The following is a 14721-nucleotide window of genomic DNA, read 5'->3' on the forward strand; positions in this document are numbered from 1 at the left end:
CGAAGATCGGGAACCCGCGGGCCGGCAGCGGTGTAAGAACAGTAGTCATGCTGCCGTCGAAAGGATCGGTGCTGTGCGCGGTGCTGTGTTCGGATCTGTGCAAACTCCTGTGGTGCGCAAGGGGGTAGTGGCCCTGCTGGCGGCAGCTTCGCTGCTGCTGTCCGCCGCCTGTTCCTCCGGCGGTGGGTCCGGTGACACGGCGGGCCGTGAGGGTGACGCCTCGCCCCCGGCGAGCTCCTCCGCTCCGCCCTCCTCTTCGAGCCCCGCGGCCGATCTGCCGCCGGCCAAGGGCTCCGTGGAGGTGGTCTCGACGCTCACGGAGGACCTCGCGTCGCCGTGGGGGCTGGCGGCGCTGCCCGGTGGTGATCTGCTGGTGGCTTCGCGCGACGGGGCGACGATCAGCCGGATCGACGGGGAGAGCGGGAAGAAGACCCTGCTGGGCTCCGTTCCCGGCGTCGCCCCCGGCGGTGAGGGCGGGCTGCTGGGCCTGGCGGTCGCCCCGACGTACGGCGCGGACCATCTGGTGTACGCGTACTTCACCACCGAGTCGGACAACCGCATCGCACGCATGCAGTACGACGAGCGGAAGCCTGCCGGCCAGCAGCTCGGCGCCCCGGACACGATCCTGCGGGGCATCCCGAAGGGCTCCGTCCACAACGGCGGACGGATCGCGTTCGGCCCGGACCGCATGCTGTACGCGGGCACGGGCGAGACGGGCGACACGGGTCTCGCCCAGGACAGGACGTCCCTGGCGGGCAAGATCCTGAGGATGACGCCGGACGGTGAGCCGGTCCACGGCAACCCCGAGGCGGACTCGGTGGTGTATTCGTACGGGCACCGCAATGTCCAGGGGCTGGCCTGGGACAGCCGCAAGCAGCTCTGGGCGGCCGAGTTCGGCCAGGACACCTGGGACGAACTGAACCGCATCGAGCCGGGGAAGAACTACGGCTGGCCGGACGTCGAGGGCAAGAAGGACGAGAAGGGTTTCGTCGACCCGGTGGCCCAGTGGAAGACCTCCGAGGCGTCCCCGAGCGGTATCGCGTATGCCGAGGGCTCGATCTGGATGGCGGGCCTGCGCGGTGAGCGGCTCTGGCGGATTCCGCTGTCCGGCACGGCGGGCAAGGAACCATTGGCAGCGCCCCAGGCGTTCCTCGAGGGGAAGTACGGCCGGCTGCGGACCGTGCTCGCTGCGGGCGGCGACAAGCTGTGGCTGGTCACGAGCAATACGGACGGACGTGGCACCCCGAAGCCGGGGGACGACCGGATCCTGCTGCTGAAGGTGCGCTAGCGACCACCGGGCGGCATGTCGGAGGGAGCACGGACGGTGTTCAACTTCTTCGAGGAGCTGTTCGCGCCGGGCCGTAAGCACACGGCCGAGGAGCAGAGACGGCTGGAGCTGAGCCGCGTGGACCTGGGCATCGGCGACCCTGCCCGGGGCCCGATAGACCTCACCTCCGGCCGGGTGACGGTGCGCCGCCCGACGACGGACCCGTCCGGAGGCGGCCCGTCCGGAGGCGGCCCGTCCGGCGACTGAGGACACCCCGCCGCCGCCCGAGCGGGCGCGTGCGGCCTCCGCAGCCGCGCCGAACCGGCCGAGCCCGCACATCACCTCGCCGGGTACAACCGGAACCGGTGCGCGAGCGCGGCAGCCTCGCCCCGGCTGGAGACGTTCAGCTTGGCGAGGATGTTGGAGACGTGCACGCTCGCGGTCTTCGGCGAGATGTAGAGCTCCTCGGCGATCCTGCGGTTGGTGTATCCCGCGGCGACCAGCCGGTGCACTTCCTGCTCCCGGGTCGTCAGGCCGAAGGACTCGATCGCGTCCACGGCCGGGGCGGGTGCGGCAGGGTGGACCCCGCCGTCGGCGCCCCCGGCACCCACGACGTCCGCCTCGTCCACGTCGCCCCCGGTTGCCCCCACGTCCCGTACTCCCCGCGCGGGCGCCGCGAGCGTGATGCGGGCACGGCCGGCGAGCAGCTCGACGCTCTCCACGAGCGGCCGGGCTCCGAGCCGCTCCGCCACCGTGTGGGCCTCGCGCAGGAGGGCCGCGGCCGAGGCTCTTTCACCGGCCCCTGACGCGGTGAGTATCGCCTCCGCCCAGCGGTGCCGGATCCGGGCCAGTTCGAAGGGCCGCTGCAGAGGCGCGAAGGCCGCGGCGGCGCGGGACCAGTGGTCCGGGGTGTCGGCGCCCTCCGCACGGGCCAGTTCCGCCTCGACCAGCACCCCGTAGGCCGCCCACACGGGGACGAGCATCGGCAGCCGCTTGAGGTGGCCGCGGATGCGTTCGAGGATCGCCGGACGGCCCGGCTCGGTGGCGGGCAGCCCGCGCGCATCGGCCTCCATCGACGCAGCGACGTCCAGCAGCGGCAGGGCGTAGCGCTGGGTGCCCGTCGGGAAGCCCTCCTCGGACTGCGCCTCGAACGCTGCCCGCGCCTCGGGGAGCCGGCCCTGCTGGGCGGCCAGTTCCATGGCGTACCGGACGGGGCTGATCCGATGCTGGGGCTGCGGGTCGTGACGGCCCAGCAGGCGCCGGTTGAGCGCCAGTTGCTCCTCCGCCTCGCCGTAGTCGCCGCGGGCGAGTGCCAGCTCCGTGCGGCGTGAGGCTATGAGCCCCTGGGACTTGCGGGACCGCGCGACCAGGTCCGCCGCGTCGAGGGCCACCCGGCTCTCGTCCCAGCGCCCCAGGGAGAAGTACGACTGCGCCTGGTTGGCCCGGACCCAGGCTTCGGAGTCGGGGATGCCGTGGCTGTGGCAGATCCGGATGCCGTGGTCGGCGGCTGCCACGGCTTCCAGGGAGCGGCCCGCGGACTCGAGCGAGGACGGCAGGTTGATGCTGGCACGGCTCATCACGCCCACCAGGTGCAGCTCTTCGGCCCGATCGCGGACGGCGTACATCTCGGCGACCCCCTCCTCGACGCCGCCCGCGTCGATGGTGAGCCAGCCACGGGTGAGCCGGGCGTGCAGCTGGATGTACTCGTCGCCGACGAGGCGTGCGTACTCCACGGCACGGTCGGCCGCGACCAGCGTGTCCGGGCCAGGCCGGTGCAGGGCGCCCCAGCTCGCCACGTTGGCCAGTACGTCCGCGTGCACCGACGAGGGGTGCAGACCGCGCACCAGCTCCTGTGCCGTGGCCAGTTCCTTCCAGCCGTCGCCCCGGGACAGATGATGTGTCAGCAGGGAACGCTGCACCCAGAACCATGCCGCGCGCAGGGGGTCCGGGTCGCCGTCCAGGACGCGCAGGGCCTTCTTGGCGATGGCCAGGGCCCGTTCGCGGTCGCCGCCGAAGCGCGCGGCGACGGTGGCCTCGGCCATGAGGTCGAGGTAGCGCATCGGTGCCGTCTGGGGGTCGCAGCCGCAGCCCGGGTAGACCTCGGCGTAGTCGATCGGGCGCAGGGTGGCGCGTACCTCTTCCGGCGCGTGGTCCCACAGCTCCATGGCCCGTTCCAGCAGGCGCAGTTGCTCGGAGTAGGCGTAGCGGCGGCGGGCCTCGACCGAGGCGCCCAGCACGGCGGGCAGGGCTCTGGCCGGGTCTTGGGCGGCGTACCAGTAGCTGGCGAGCCGGGCGGCGCGTTCCTCGGCGCGTACGAGGGACGGGTCGGCCTCCAGGGCTTCGGCGTAGCGGCGGTTGAGGCGGTTGCGTTCGCCGTGCAGCAGGTCGTCGCTGACGGCCTCGCGGACCAGGGAGTGCCGGAAGCGGTATCCGTCGGAGTCGGGGGCCGGCATCAGCAGGTTGGCGCCGACGGCTGCCCGCAGCGCTTCGTCGAGGTCGTCCTCGGCCAGCCCGGCGACGGCGGCCAGGAGCGTGTGCTCGACCGTGGAGCCTCCCTCGGCGAGGATCCTGGCGATCCGCTGGGCGTTCTCGGGCAGTGCCTCGACACGTACGAGCAGGAGGTCGCGCAGCGAGTCGGAGAGCCGGGAGCTGTCACCGCAGCACTCCACGCTGCGGGCGAGTTCCTCGACGAAGAAGGCGTTGCCGTCGGAGCGGTCGAAGATCTCGTCGACGAGCGCGGCGTCGGGCGTCGCGGCGAGGATGCCGGTGAGCTGCCGGCCGACCTCGGCGAGGCTGAACCGGTCGAGTTCGATGCGGCGGACCGTGCGGAGCCGGTCCAGCTCCGCCAGGAGGGGGCGCAGGGGGTGACGGCGGTGGACGTCGTCGGCGCGGTACGTACCGATGACGACGAGTCGGCCGTCGCGCAGGGTGCGGAAGAGATAGGCGAGGAGGTGCCGGGTGGAGGTGTCGGCCCAGTGCAGGTCCTCCAGGACGAGGACGACCGTACGGGCGGCGGAGATGCGCTCCAGCATCCGGGCGGCGAGTTCGAAGAGACGGGCGGTGCCGTGCTCGTCGTTCGACGTCCGGTCCGCTTCACCCAGTTCGGGCAGCAGCCGGGCCAGTTCGCCCTCCTGCCCCGCGAGTGCCTCGGTCAGTTCCTCGGGCAACGCGCGGCGCAGGGCGCGCAGTGCCGTGGAGAAGGGGGCGTACGGCAGGCCGTCGGCCCCGATCTCCACACAGCTGCCGACGGCCACGACGGCCTCGCGGCGGGAGGCCACCGTGAGGAACTCCTCAACCAGCCGGGTTTTGCCGACCCCTGCCTCGCCACCGATGAGCAGTGCCTGCGGTTCGCCTGCCGAGGCGCGGGCGAGCGCATCGGTGAGCGAGGCGAGTTCACCGGCTCGGCCGACGAACACGGGGCTGACGGTGTTGGTCTCCACATCGCTGAGCATCGCATACGGGTGCGACTCCGCGATGGTCGCGGAAGGACGGGCGGCCATCGCTATGCGGCGTGCACGAACCTGTCGCTGCCGTTGCTCACCCGCCCTTCCGTGTCATCCGGTCCGGCACTGCGGACCGAGCGGCGGGCGGCCCGGCGTGCGAGCACGGCCTGGCGGACGGTCCGCTGTTCGTCCGCCTCGCGGATCAGATCGGCGGCGTTGATCCGGTGGAGCTCGTAGGCGTACATGGTCTTCTCCCTGGTTGCGACGGCCGGTTGGGGCACGGCTTCCTGCCGTGCCCCAACTGTGGTCTGCCAGGGGGTGCCGCCGCATCGGGCGAGTGCCGCATCCGAGCGCGGTCCGGTGCCTTAGTCCGGGGTGCCCGGTGCCTTAGGCGCGACGGCCGGCTCCTCGGGGCTGTCAGCCTCCGGTCGCCGGCGCGCCCGCGCTCGGCAGGGAGACGAAGAGATCGAAGTACATGCCTACGGAGATGAGTACGCCCAGGACGCCGAGTGCGATGCCTGCCAGCGCGACAGCGCGGATCCAGCCCGGCTGCGGACGGTCGGAGGGTGCGCCGAAGGCGGGGCGCAGGAGGACGAAGGCGCCGACCAGCAGGGCGACGAGGGCGAAGAGCCCGTTGACGAGGGCCGTGGTGTGCCAGGCGTCGGCGTAGATCTCGGAGATCTGCTGGGCCGCGCTGCCGCCGCCGGAGGTCTTGATCTGGCCGATCAGGGTCTCGCGCTCGGCGGCGACCCGGCCGGTCCAGGCACCCGTGAGGGAGACGACGCCCAGTCCGGCGGCCACGACGGCCCCGGCTCCGCCACCGACCCCGGCGGACGCCGCGGCTTCCGCCTCGGTGTAGGGGTCGGGCTCCAGGTCGTCGTCGTCATCCGCGGCCGCGTGTCCTACGGCATCGTCGGGCGCGTGGTCGTCGGAGGCGCCGTCGGCGGGCTCCTTCTTCGTCAGGTCCGCCGCGGCGCTCTCGTCCGCTGCCGACGTCTCCTCGCGGTCGTCGTCGACGGCGGAGGTGGTCTTGGAGGGGGTGGTCTTCATGCGCCGCACGCTAGGGGGCCAGGATGAGAACCTTCTTAACGCGCGGCGCCGCTCACTTCCGCCCGGCACGCCATTCCGAGGCCAGTACCGACCAGATCTCCTGGTCATGCCGCACACCCCGGTACAGATAGGCCTCGCGCAGCACGCCGTCGCGCGTCATGCCGAGCCGCTCGGCTGCCGCGACGCTGCGGGTGTTGGCGGCGGAGGCGACCCACTCGACCCGGTGCATGCCGCGCACGTCGACGGCCCAGTCGATCAGCTTGCGCGACGCCCGGTTCACCAGCCCCCGGCCCTCCCCCGCGGGCTCCAGCCAGCAGCCGATCTCGCAGCTCCCGGTCTCCGCCTCGAATATCCGGAACAGGACGCCCCCGACGAGCGTGCCGTCCAGCCAGATTCCGTAGAGCCGGCCGGTGTCGGCAGCCTGCTTGTCCGCGTACCTCTGGAGCAGGGCGCGCGCGGAGGAGAGGTCCGTCGCGGCTGCGGCGAACGGGATCCAGGGGTCGACGAGGCCCCGCGCCCGGTCCATGTGGGCCAGGAACTCCTCCGCCTGCCAGGGCTCCAGCGGGCGCAGCTGCGCCCCGTCATCACCCAGGGACACCGCGAACATAGGAACTTCTCCTCGGTCTCAGTGGACGCGCTGCGCGACGGCCCCGTCCTGGGCGTCGGCGCGCTCCCCCGGAATTTTCGCATGCGGCGCCGTCAGGTCCGGGGGCTCGATGCTTATGCGCGGGAGCAGTCGGTCGAGCCGGGCGGGCAGCCACCAGTTCGCGCCGCCGAGCATGTGCATCAGGGCGGGTACCAGCAGGGTGCGCAGGACGAAGGCGTCGAGTGCGACGGCGGCGGCCAGCGCGATGCCGAACATCGCGATGACGCGGTCTCCGCTGAGCACGAAGGCGAGGAAGACCGAGATCATGATCACCGCGGCGGAGTTGATCACCCGGCCCGTCTCGGCGAGGCCCACGCGGACCGATCTGCGGTTGTCCCCGGTCTCCAGCCACTCCTCGTACATGCGGCCGACCAGGAAGACCTGGTAGTCCATCGAGAGCCCGAAGAGCACGGACACCATGATCACCGGGAGGAAGGGTTCGATCGGGCCGGCGCTGCCGAGCCCCAGCAGTTCACTGCCCCAGCCCCACTGGAAGACCGCGACGACGACCCCGAAGGAGGAGGCGACGGCGGCCACGTTCATCACGGCGGCCTTCAGCGGGACGGCCAGGGACCGGAAGGCCAGGAGCAGGAGCAGGCAGCCGAGTCCGATGACGACCCCGACGAAGAGCGGCAGCTTGCCGATGATGATCTCGGCGAAGTCGTCGTAGCTGGCTGTCACACCGCCCACGTGGGCCTGGAGGGACGTGTTGTCCTGGATGGGCGGCAGCACGTCGTCACGCAGCCGGTCGACGAGTTCGCTGGTCCGCTGCGACTGGGGCGCGGACGCCGGGACGACGGTGACGAACGCCGTGTCGCCGCTGTTGTTGTACGTCACCGGGCTCACGGAGGCGACGCCGTCGGTGGCCCGCAGGACACCGGGCAGGCCGTCCAGCGCGAGCCGGTCGTCGGCTCCGTCGAGGTGGGCCGCGATCGTCAGCGGCCCGTTGACGCCGGGGCCGAAGCCGTCGGCCAGCAGGTCGTACGCCTGCCGGGTGGTCGCCGTGGCCGGGTTGTTGCCCTGGTCGGAGGTGCCCAGGTGCAGCCCGAAGGCGGGCAGGGCGAGCACCGCCATGATCGCGGCGGCGACCAGTCCGAGCAGCTTGGGGTGCCGCTCGACGAACACGGACCAACGTGCGGCGAAGCCGGTGGTGCGTTCGGGCTGCGGTCCGTGCTCGGCGAGCTGCCTGCGTTCGCGCCGGCTCAGCGCCCGCATGCCGATGAAGGAGAGCAGTGCGGGCAGCAGGGTCACGGATGCGGCGACGGTCAGCACCACGGTGATGGAGGCGGCGATCGCGACACCGTTGAGGAAGCCGAGCCGCAGGACCAGCATGCCCAGCAGGGCGACGCAGACGGTCGCTCCGGCGAAGACGACGGCCCGCCCCGTGGTCGCGACGGCGTTCTGCGCCGCTTCGGGCACGGACAGACCGCGCCGCAGGCCTCTGCGGTGCCGGGTGACGATGAACAGCGCGTAGTCGATGCCCACGCCGAGCCCGATCAGCATGCCCAGCATCGGTGCGAAGTCGGCGACGGTCATGACATGGCCGAGCAGCACGATCCCCGCGTACGCCGTGCCGACGGAGACGAGGGCGGTGGCGATGGGCAGCAGGCTGGCGGCGAGCGAGCCGAAGGCGAGGAAGAGCACGACGGCGGCGACGACCACTCCGACGGCCTCGCTGAGGTGGATGCCCGGCGCTTCGGTCAGGGCGACGGCGCTGCCGCCGAGCTCGACCTGGAGCCCGTCGCTCTCGGCCGCCTTCGCGGTGTCGACGACGGCCTGGGCCTGTTCCCGCGGGATCTCGTCGGCCCGGTGGTCGAAGGTGATCGTGGCGTAGGCGGTGCGGCTGTCCGAGCTGATCTGTCCGTTGCCGTCGGCCCCGTAGGGTCCGGTGACGTCGCCCACCCCGGGCAGCGCGTCGATGGCCTGCAGCGTCCTGGTCATGGTCTGCTCGACGTCGGCGGCACGGACGGTGGGGCCCGTGGTGTGCCAGACGACGGTGTCGGTGTCGCCGCCGAGGTTCGTGAACCCCGCCTGGAGGAGTTCACCCGCGCGGCCGGACTCGGTTCCCGGCACCTCGTAGTTGTTGGAGTACGCGGAGCCCGCGAAAACCGCTGCCCCTGCCGTGCCGCCGAGGGCGAGCAGCCAGAGGAGGACAGCGGCGAGGCGGTGCCTGAGGCACCAGCGTGCGATGGCGGCCAACGGACGTGCTCCCTGCGGGTTCGTGGACCGTCGACGGGAATAAGGGGAACATCCCGAAAAAGTCGCATGACCTGAGAACCGTCACTCTCTCAGGCATTAGTGATCAATTGTCCTGTTCATGGCGATGGTCACAGACCTCCCGCACCACACGAAAGGGCGGTGCCCCCGGTTGTCCGGGTGCACCGCCCTTCGCTCACACGGTCCTACGGAAAAGGCCTCAGCCCTCGACGCCGAGCTTCTCCAGGATCAGCTCACGTACCCGCGCCGCGTCGGCCTGACCGCGGGTGGCCTTCATGACCGCGCCGACCAGGGCGCCCGCCGCGGCGACCTTGCCGCCACGGATCTTGTCGGCGATCGCGGCGTTGGCAGCGATGGCCTCGTCGACGGCCGTGCCCAGCGCGCCCTCGTCGGAGACGACCTTCAGGCCGCGCTTCTCGACGACGGTGTCCGGGTCGCCCTCGCCCGCGAGGACACCCTCGAGGACCTGGCGCGCCAGCTTGTCGTTGAGGTCGCCCGAGGTGACGAGCTCGGCGACCCTGGCGACCTGCACGGGGGTGACGCCCAGCTCGTCGAGGCCGCGGCCGGTCTCGTTGGCGTTACGGGCGAGCTCGCCCATCCACCACTTGCGGGCCTGGTCCGCCGGGGCGCCCGCCTCCGTCGTGGCCACGATCAGGTCGACCGCGCCCGCGTTGAGGATGGACTGCATGTCGTGCTCGGAGACGCCCCACTCCTCCTTGAGCCGCGCGCGGCGCAGCCGCGGCAGCTCGGGGAGGCCCTTGCGGAGCTCCTCGACCCATTCACGGGCCGGGGCGACGGGCACGAGGTCCGGCTCCGGGAAGTACCGGTAGTCCTCGGCGTTGTCCTTGATGCGGCCGGCCGTGGTGGAGCCGTCCTCCTCGTGGAAGTGCCGGGTCTCCTGCACGATCTTCCCGCCGGAGTTCAGCACCGCGGCGTGGCGCTGGATCTCGAAGCGGGCGGCACGCTCGACGGAACGCAGCGAGTTCACGTTCTTCGTCTCGGAGCGCGTACCGAACTCCTCCCGGCCGTGGGGCCGCAGCGACAGGTTCACGTCGCAGCGCATCTGCCCCATTTCCATCCGGGCCTCCGACACACCGAGCGCCTTGATGAGCTCGCGGAGCTCGGCGACGTACGCCTTGGCGACCTCGGGAGCGCGCGCGCCCGCACCCTCGATCGGCTTGGTGACGATCTCGATGAGCGGGATGCCCGCGCGGTTGTAGTCGAGCAGGGAGTGGGACGCGCCGTGGATACGGCCGGTGGCACCGCCGACGTGCGTCGACTTGCCGGTGTCCTCCTCCATGTGGGCGCGCTCGATCTGCACGCGGAAGATCTCGCCGTCCTCCAGCTGGACGTCCAGATAGCCGTTGAAGGCGATCGGCTCGTCGTACTGGGAGGTCTGGAAGTTCTTCGGCATGTCCGGATAGAAGTAGTTCTTCCGGGCGAAGCGGCACCACTCGGCGATCTCGCAGTTCAGCGCGAGACCGATCTTGATCGCGGACTCGACGCCGATCTCGTTGACGACCGGCAGCGCGCCGGGCAGCCCGAGGCAGACCGGGCAGGTCTGCGAGTTGGCGTCCTGCTTGAGCTCCGTGGAGCAGCCGCAGAACATCTTGGTCTTGGTGCCGAGCTCGACATGGACTTCGAGGCCCATGACGGGGTCGTACGTCGCGAGGGCGTCCTCGTACGACTCCAGGTCAATGACAGTCACGGTGAAACTTTCCCTCTCAGCCCAGCAGGACGTCGTCGTCGCCGAGGCGCTTCAGTTCGCGATAGAGGATCGCGAGGCCGGTGACGATGGCCGCGGCGGAAACCGCGGCGTCGATCAGCCGCAGCACGTCGTTGTCGTTGCGCGCGAGCTTCGCCTGCTTGGCGACGCTGATCGCACCGAACGCGGTGCTGCCGAGCGATACGTACAGCCCGGTCTTCGACTTCTTGAAGTTCTTGGCCTTCTTTGCCATGGCACTCACAGCGACGGAGCCTCCTCAAGCAGCGGGTGTCCCCACTGTTCCACGAAGGCGGCCTCGACGGCGGCTCCGACCTTGTACAGCCGGTCGTCCTTCATGGCGGGGGCGATGATCTGCAGTCCGACCGGCAGGCCGTCCTCCGGGGCCAGGCCGCAGGGCAGCGACATGGCGGAGTTGCCGGCGAGGTTGGTCGGGATGGTGCACAGGTCCGCGAGGTACATCGCCATCGGGTCGTCGGCGCGCTCGCCGATCGGGAAGGCGGTGGTGGGCGTCGTCGGCGAGACGATGACGTCCACCTGCTCGAACGCCTTCTCGAAGTCCTGCGTGATGAGGGTGCGGACCTTCTGTGCCGAGCCGTAGTACGCGTCGTAGTAGCCGGAGCTGAGCGCGTACGTACCGAGGATGACGCGGCGCTTGACCTCGTCGCCGAAGCCGGCCTCACGGGTGAGGGCGGTGACGTCCTCCGCGGAGCGCGTGCCGTCGTCGCCGACCCGCAGGCCGTAACGCATGGCGTCGAAGCGGGCCAGGTTCGAGGAGCACTCGGACGGCGCGATCAGGTAGTACGCCGACAGGGCCAGGTCGAAGGACGGGCAGTCCAGCTCGACGATCGTGGCGCCGAGCGACTTCAGCAGCTCGACCGACTCGTTGAAGCGCTGGACGACGCCTGCCTGGTAGCCCTCGCCGGCGAACTGCTTGACGACTCCGACGCGCATGCCCTGTACGGAGCCGTTGCGCGCGGCCTCGACGACCGGCGGGACCGGGGCGTCGATGGACGTCGAGTCGAGCGGGTCGTGGCCGGCGATGGCCTCGTGCAGGAGCGCCGCGTCCAGGACCGTACGGGCGCAGGGCCCGCCCTGGTCGAGGGACGAGGAGAAGGCGACCATGCCGTAGCGGGAGACGCCGCCGTAGGTGGGCTTGACGCCGACGGTGCCGGTGACGGCCGCGGGCTGGCGGATGGAGCCGCCGGTGTCCGTGCCGATGGCGAGCGGGGCCTCGAAGGAGGCGAGCGCGGCCGAGGAGCCGCCGCCGGAGCCGCCCGGGATGCGGGTGAGGTCCCACGGGTTGCCGGTCGGGCCGTAGGCGCTGTTCTCGGTGGAGGACCCCATGGCGAACTCGTCCATGTTGGTCTTGCCGAGGATGACGACGTCGGCGGCCTTCAGCCGCTTGGTGACGGTCGCGTCGTACGGCGGGACCCAGCCCTCGAGGATCTTCGAGCCGACGGTGGTCGGCATGTCCTGCGTGGTGAAGATGTCCTTGAGCGCGAGCGGGACGCCGGCCAGCGGGCCGAGCTTCTCGCCCGCCTCGCGCTTGGCGTCGACGGCGCGGGCCTGCGCGAGCGCGCCCTCGCGGTCGATGTGCAGGAAGGCGTGGACCTTCTCGTCGATGGCGTCGATCCGGGCCAGGTGGGCCTCGGTGACCTCGACGGCCGTCAGCTCGCCGGAGGCGATCTTCGCGGCGATCTCCGCCGCGGTGAGCTTGATGATGGTGCTGATGTCCGTCATGGCTGTTAGTCCTCCCCCAGGATCTGCGGCACCTTGAAACGCTGCTGCTCCTGGGCAGGGGCGCCGGAGAGCGCCTGCGCGGGGGTGAGCGACGGACGGACCTCGTCCGCGCGCATGACGTTCGTCAGCGGCAGCGGGTGGGAGGTCGGCGGTACGTCTTGGTCGGCGACCTCGGAGACGCGGGCGACCGCGCCGATGATGTCGTCGAGCTGACCGGCGAAGTGCTCGAGCTCTTCGCCCTTCAGCTCCAGACGCGCCAGCCGTGCGAGGTGGGCGACCTCCTCGCGCGTGATGCCAGGCATGCAGCGATCCTCAGGGTTCGGTGTGTGGTTTTGGCCCAATCCTATGGGGTCGCCCGCCACTGCCCCGCAATCGCGCCCGGGGCGCAGCGAGCCCGTCCGGCGATTGAGGACAAAACGCCCGCCGGGCGGTCCCGGCGTCCCTGCCCCGTCCTTCAGGCCGTCGCCGGACCGGGGTTCAGCGCGCGTCCCGCGGGCCTGGGCTCCAGCTCCGGCGTCACCGCCGCGGCGGCGGCAGCGGCCGCGGCCTCCAGCTCCGCCGGCCGCCGCCAGCCGTGCTCGCCGCGCGCCCGCAGCCAGGCAGTCGTCTCCTGCGGCGGCATGGCGGCCGCGACGAGCCACCCCTGCACCGCGTCGCAGTGCAGGTCCCGCAGCCGCTCCCAGGTCTCGTCGTCCTCGACGCCCTCGGCGACGACCACCAGACCGAGCGAGTGGGCCAGGTCGATGGTGCAGCGGACGATCTCCGCGTCCTCGTTGTCGATGGCGAGGCGGGCGACGAACGACCGGTCGATCTTGAGTTCGCTGACCGGCAGCTTGCGCAGGTGGACCAGCGAGGAGTAGCCGGTACCGAAGTCGTCCAGGGACATCTTCACTCCGTGCCCGGTCAGCCCGGCCAGGGTGTCGGCGGCCCGCTGCGGATCCTCCAGCAGGACGTGCTCCGTTATCTCCAGCTGGAGCGCTCCGGCCGGGACGCCGTGCCGGGCGAGCCGGGCCGCGACGCTTCCCGCGAAGCCCGGGGTGTGGACATCGCGCGGCGAGACGTTGACCGCGACGGGGACGAACAGCCCCTGTGCACGCCACCGGGCCACCTGGGCCAGCGCGGTCTCCAGCACGTACTCGGTGAGGTGCGGCATCAGGCCGGACGACTCCGCGATCGCGATGAACTCGTCCGGGGGGACCCTCCCGCGCTCGGGATGCACCCAGCGCACGAGGGCTTCGAGCCCGGCGACCTGGCCGTCGAACCTGACCTTCGGCTGGTAGTGGAGCTCCACCTCCTGGGCGTCGAGCGCGCGCCGCAGATCGCCCAGCAGCCCGAGCCGGTCCGGGGTGTTGCTGTCCCGCTTGGACTCGTACACCTCCACGCCCGTACGGTCCCGCTTGGCCTGGTACATGGCCACGTCCGCCCGCCTGAGCAGCCCTTCGGCGTCCAGTGCGTGGTCGGGGTGGACGGCGACCCCGGCGCTCGCCTCGAGAACCAGGGTGAGCCCGTCCAGGTCGAGGGGCGAGGAGAGCTCGGCGACCAGGTGGCGGGCGACGCGCTGGGCGCTGGTGATGGAGTCCGCGGTCGGCAGCAGTACGGCGAACTCGTCGCCGCCCAGCCGTGCGGCCTCCGCACCGCGCGGCAGGGCGAGCCGCAGCCGGTCCGCTATCTGGAGCAGCAGCCGGTCCCCCGCCAGGTGCCCGAGGGTGTCGTTCACGGCGCGGAAGCGGTCGAGGTCGATGAGGACGAGGGCCGACCTGGAGCCGGTGCTCCCGGCCTCCTCCAGCGCCGTCCATGTCCTCTCCAGCAGCCACTGGCGGTTGGGCAGACCGGTCAGCGGGTCCCTCAGCTGCTCCTCGGCGCGGGCGCGGGCGATCCAGAGGGTGGAGTCGAGGGCGATCAGCGGGACCGCGAAGAGCGGCAGCAGCACGGGCATGGCCGACGCGACGACGCAGATCAGCGGGGCGATGCCGAGCAGGGCGACCGCGACGAGTCCCTGGCGCAGGAGCGCGGTGCGGGCGATCGTCGGCAGCCCGCCGCCCTGGGACGCCCGTGCGTACCACAGCAGGACGCGGGTGACGAGCAGATACGTGGAGGCCGCGAGCAGCACTTCCGGGACGGCGTCGATGCCCCAGTCGAGTGGCCGCCAGGGGCTGGCGACCGTCGGCACCTCCCCGAAGGCGGACAGGACGAGCGCCGCGGCCCCTATGCCGAGGATGTCCACGGCGCCGTGCAACAGCCCCTGCCACCAGCGGTGGCGACGGGCGGTGCCGACGAGCACCACGACGACCAGGCTGACCAGACCGGCGGGCACCCAGCCGTAGAGCAGCAGCACGGCGAGTGTGAGGGCGGCGCCGGAACCGGTGCCGCCCCACCAGCGGTCGCGCCCGAGGGCGACCAGATGGCCGACGATGATGCCGGTGAGCAGCGCGAGCGACCAGCCCACCGCGCCGTCCGGGAAGAGTGCCTCGCCGTCGCGGACCGTCCGGTAGAACCCGGTTGCCAGCTGAATCGTGGCAACCCCCACGACGACAGCTCCCACTTTTGACGTGAGGCCGACGAAACCCTGCAGCCGCGACACCGTCGCGGCGCTCTCGGTCGGTTTCATTCCGTCCCTCTCACAGCCGGCGGT

12 protein-coding genes are annotated in these 14721 nt (G+C 71.6%); 2 read left to right on the plus strand and 10 right to left on the minus strand.

What is annotated here, in order from left to right; genetic code table 11:
* Positions 1 to 73 precede the first annotated feature (73 nt).
* Both OG257_RS11885 and OG257_RS11890 read left to right on the plus strand, forming a co-directional pair.
* On the plus strand, positions 74 to 1288 hold the full coding sequence (locus OG257_RS11885; protein ID WP_329207123.1) for a PQQ-dependent sugar dehydrogenase: 1215 nt from the start codon (positions 74 to 76) through the stop codon (positions 1286 to 1288).
* 15 nt (positions 1289 to 1303) lie between these two features.
* The gene (locus OG257_RS11890; protein ID WP_329207125.1) at positions 1304 to 1534 is read left to right on the plus strand and encodes a DUF6191 domain-containing protein; all 231 of its coding nucleotides are present in this window, start codon (positions 1304 to 1306) and stop codon (positions 1532 to 1534) included.
* Positions 1535 to 1605: 71 nt separating this feature from the next.
* On the opposite strand, the gene OG257_RS11895 is transcribed toward OG257_RS11890, so the two are convergent.
* The 10 genes from OG257_RS11895 to OG257_RS11940 form a co-directional block, all read right to left on the minus strand.
* Entirely contained in the window at positions 1606 to 4767 is a 3162-nt protein-coding gene (locus tag OG257_RS11895; RefSeq protein ID WP_329207127.1) for a helix-turn-helix transcriptional regulator, read from the minus strand.
* Positions 4768 to 4769: 2 nt separating this feature from the next.
* A complete protein-coding gene (locus tag OG257_RS11900; protein WP_329207128.1) occupies positions 4770 to 4955 on the minus strand; it encodes a hypothetical protein in 186 nt (61 codons plus the stop codon).
* A 172-nt stretch (positions 4956 to 5127) separates the two neighbouring features.
* Positions 5128 to 5760, minus strand: coding sequence for a hypothetical protein (locus OG257_RS11905; protein ID WP_329207130.1), 633 nt, complete (start codon positions 5758 to 5760; stop codon positions 5128 to 5130).
* 52 nt (positions 5761 to 5812) lie between these two features.
* On the minus strand, positions 5813 to 6367 hold the full coding sequence (locus OG257_RS11910; RefSeq protein WP_329207131.1) for a GNAT family N-acetyltransferase: 555 nt from the start codon (positions 6365 to 6367) through the stop codon (positions 5813 to 5815).
* Positions 6368 to 6385: 18 nt separating this feature from the next.
* A complete protein-coding gene (locus tag OG257_RS11915; protein ID WP_329207133.1) occupies positions 6386 to 8605 on the minus strand; it encodes an MMPL family transporter in 2220 nt (739 codons plus the stop codon).
* A 217-nt stretch (positions 8606 to 8822) separates the two neighbouring features.
* Positions 8823 to 10331 carry an Asp-tRNA(Asn)/Glu-tRNA(Gln) amidotransferase subunit GatB gene (gene gatB / locus OG257_RS11920; RefSeq protein WP_329207135.1) on the minus strand — a complete coding sequence of 503 codons (1509 nt, stop codon included), beginning with the start codon at positions 10329 to 10331 and terminating at the stop codon, positions 8823 to 8825.
* Positions 10332 to 10347: 16 nt separating this feature from the next.
* Positions 10348 to 10581, minus strand: coding sequence for a hypothetical protein (locus OG257_RS11925; RefSeq protein ID WP_073727053.1), 234 nt, complete (start codon positions 10579 to 10581; stop codon positions 10348 to 10350).
* 5 nt (positions 10582 to 10586) lie between these two features.
* Positions 10587 to 12089 carry an Asp-tRNA(Asn)/Glu-tRNA(Gln) amidotransferase subunit GatA gene (gatA, locus tag OG257_RS11930; protein WP_329207136.1) on the minus strand — a complete coding sequence of 501 codons (1503 nt, stop codon included), beginning with the start codon at positions 12087 to 12089 and terminating at the stop codon, positions 10587 to 10589.
* A gap of 5 nt (positions 12090 to 12094) precedes the next feature.
* Positions 12095 to 12391, minus strand: a complete 297-nt coding sequence (gene gatC, locus OG257_RS11935) for an Asp-tRNA(Asn)/Glu-tRNA(Gln) amidotransferase subunit GatC (protein WP_014048481.1) — start codon at positions 12389 to 12391, stop codon at positions 12095 to 12097.
* 152 nt (positions 12392 to 12543) lie between these two features.
* Positions 12544 to 14697, minus strand: a complete 2154-nt coding sequence (locus OG257_RS11940; protein ID WP_329207140.1) for a putative bifunctional diguanylate cyclase/phosphodiesterase — start codon at positions 14695 to 14697, stop codon at positions 12544 to 12546.
* Positions 14698 to 14721: the final 24 nt, after the last annotated feature.

It is taken from the genome of Streptomyces sp. NBC_00683, from assembly GCF_036226745.1.
Taxonomy (GTDB): domain Bacteria; phylum Actinomycetota; class Actinomycetes; order Streptomycetales; family Streptomycetaceae; genus Streptomyces.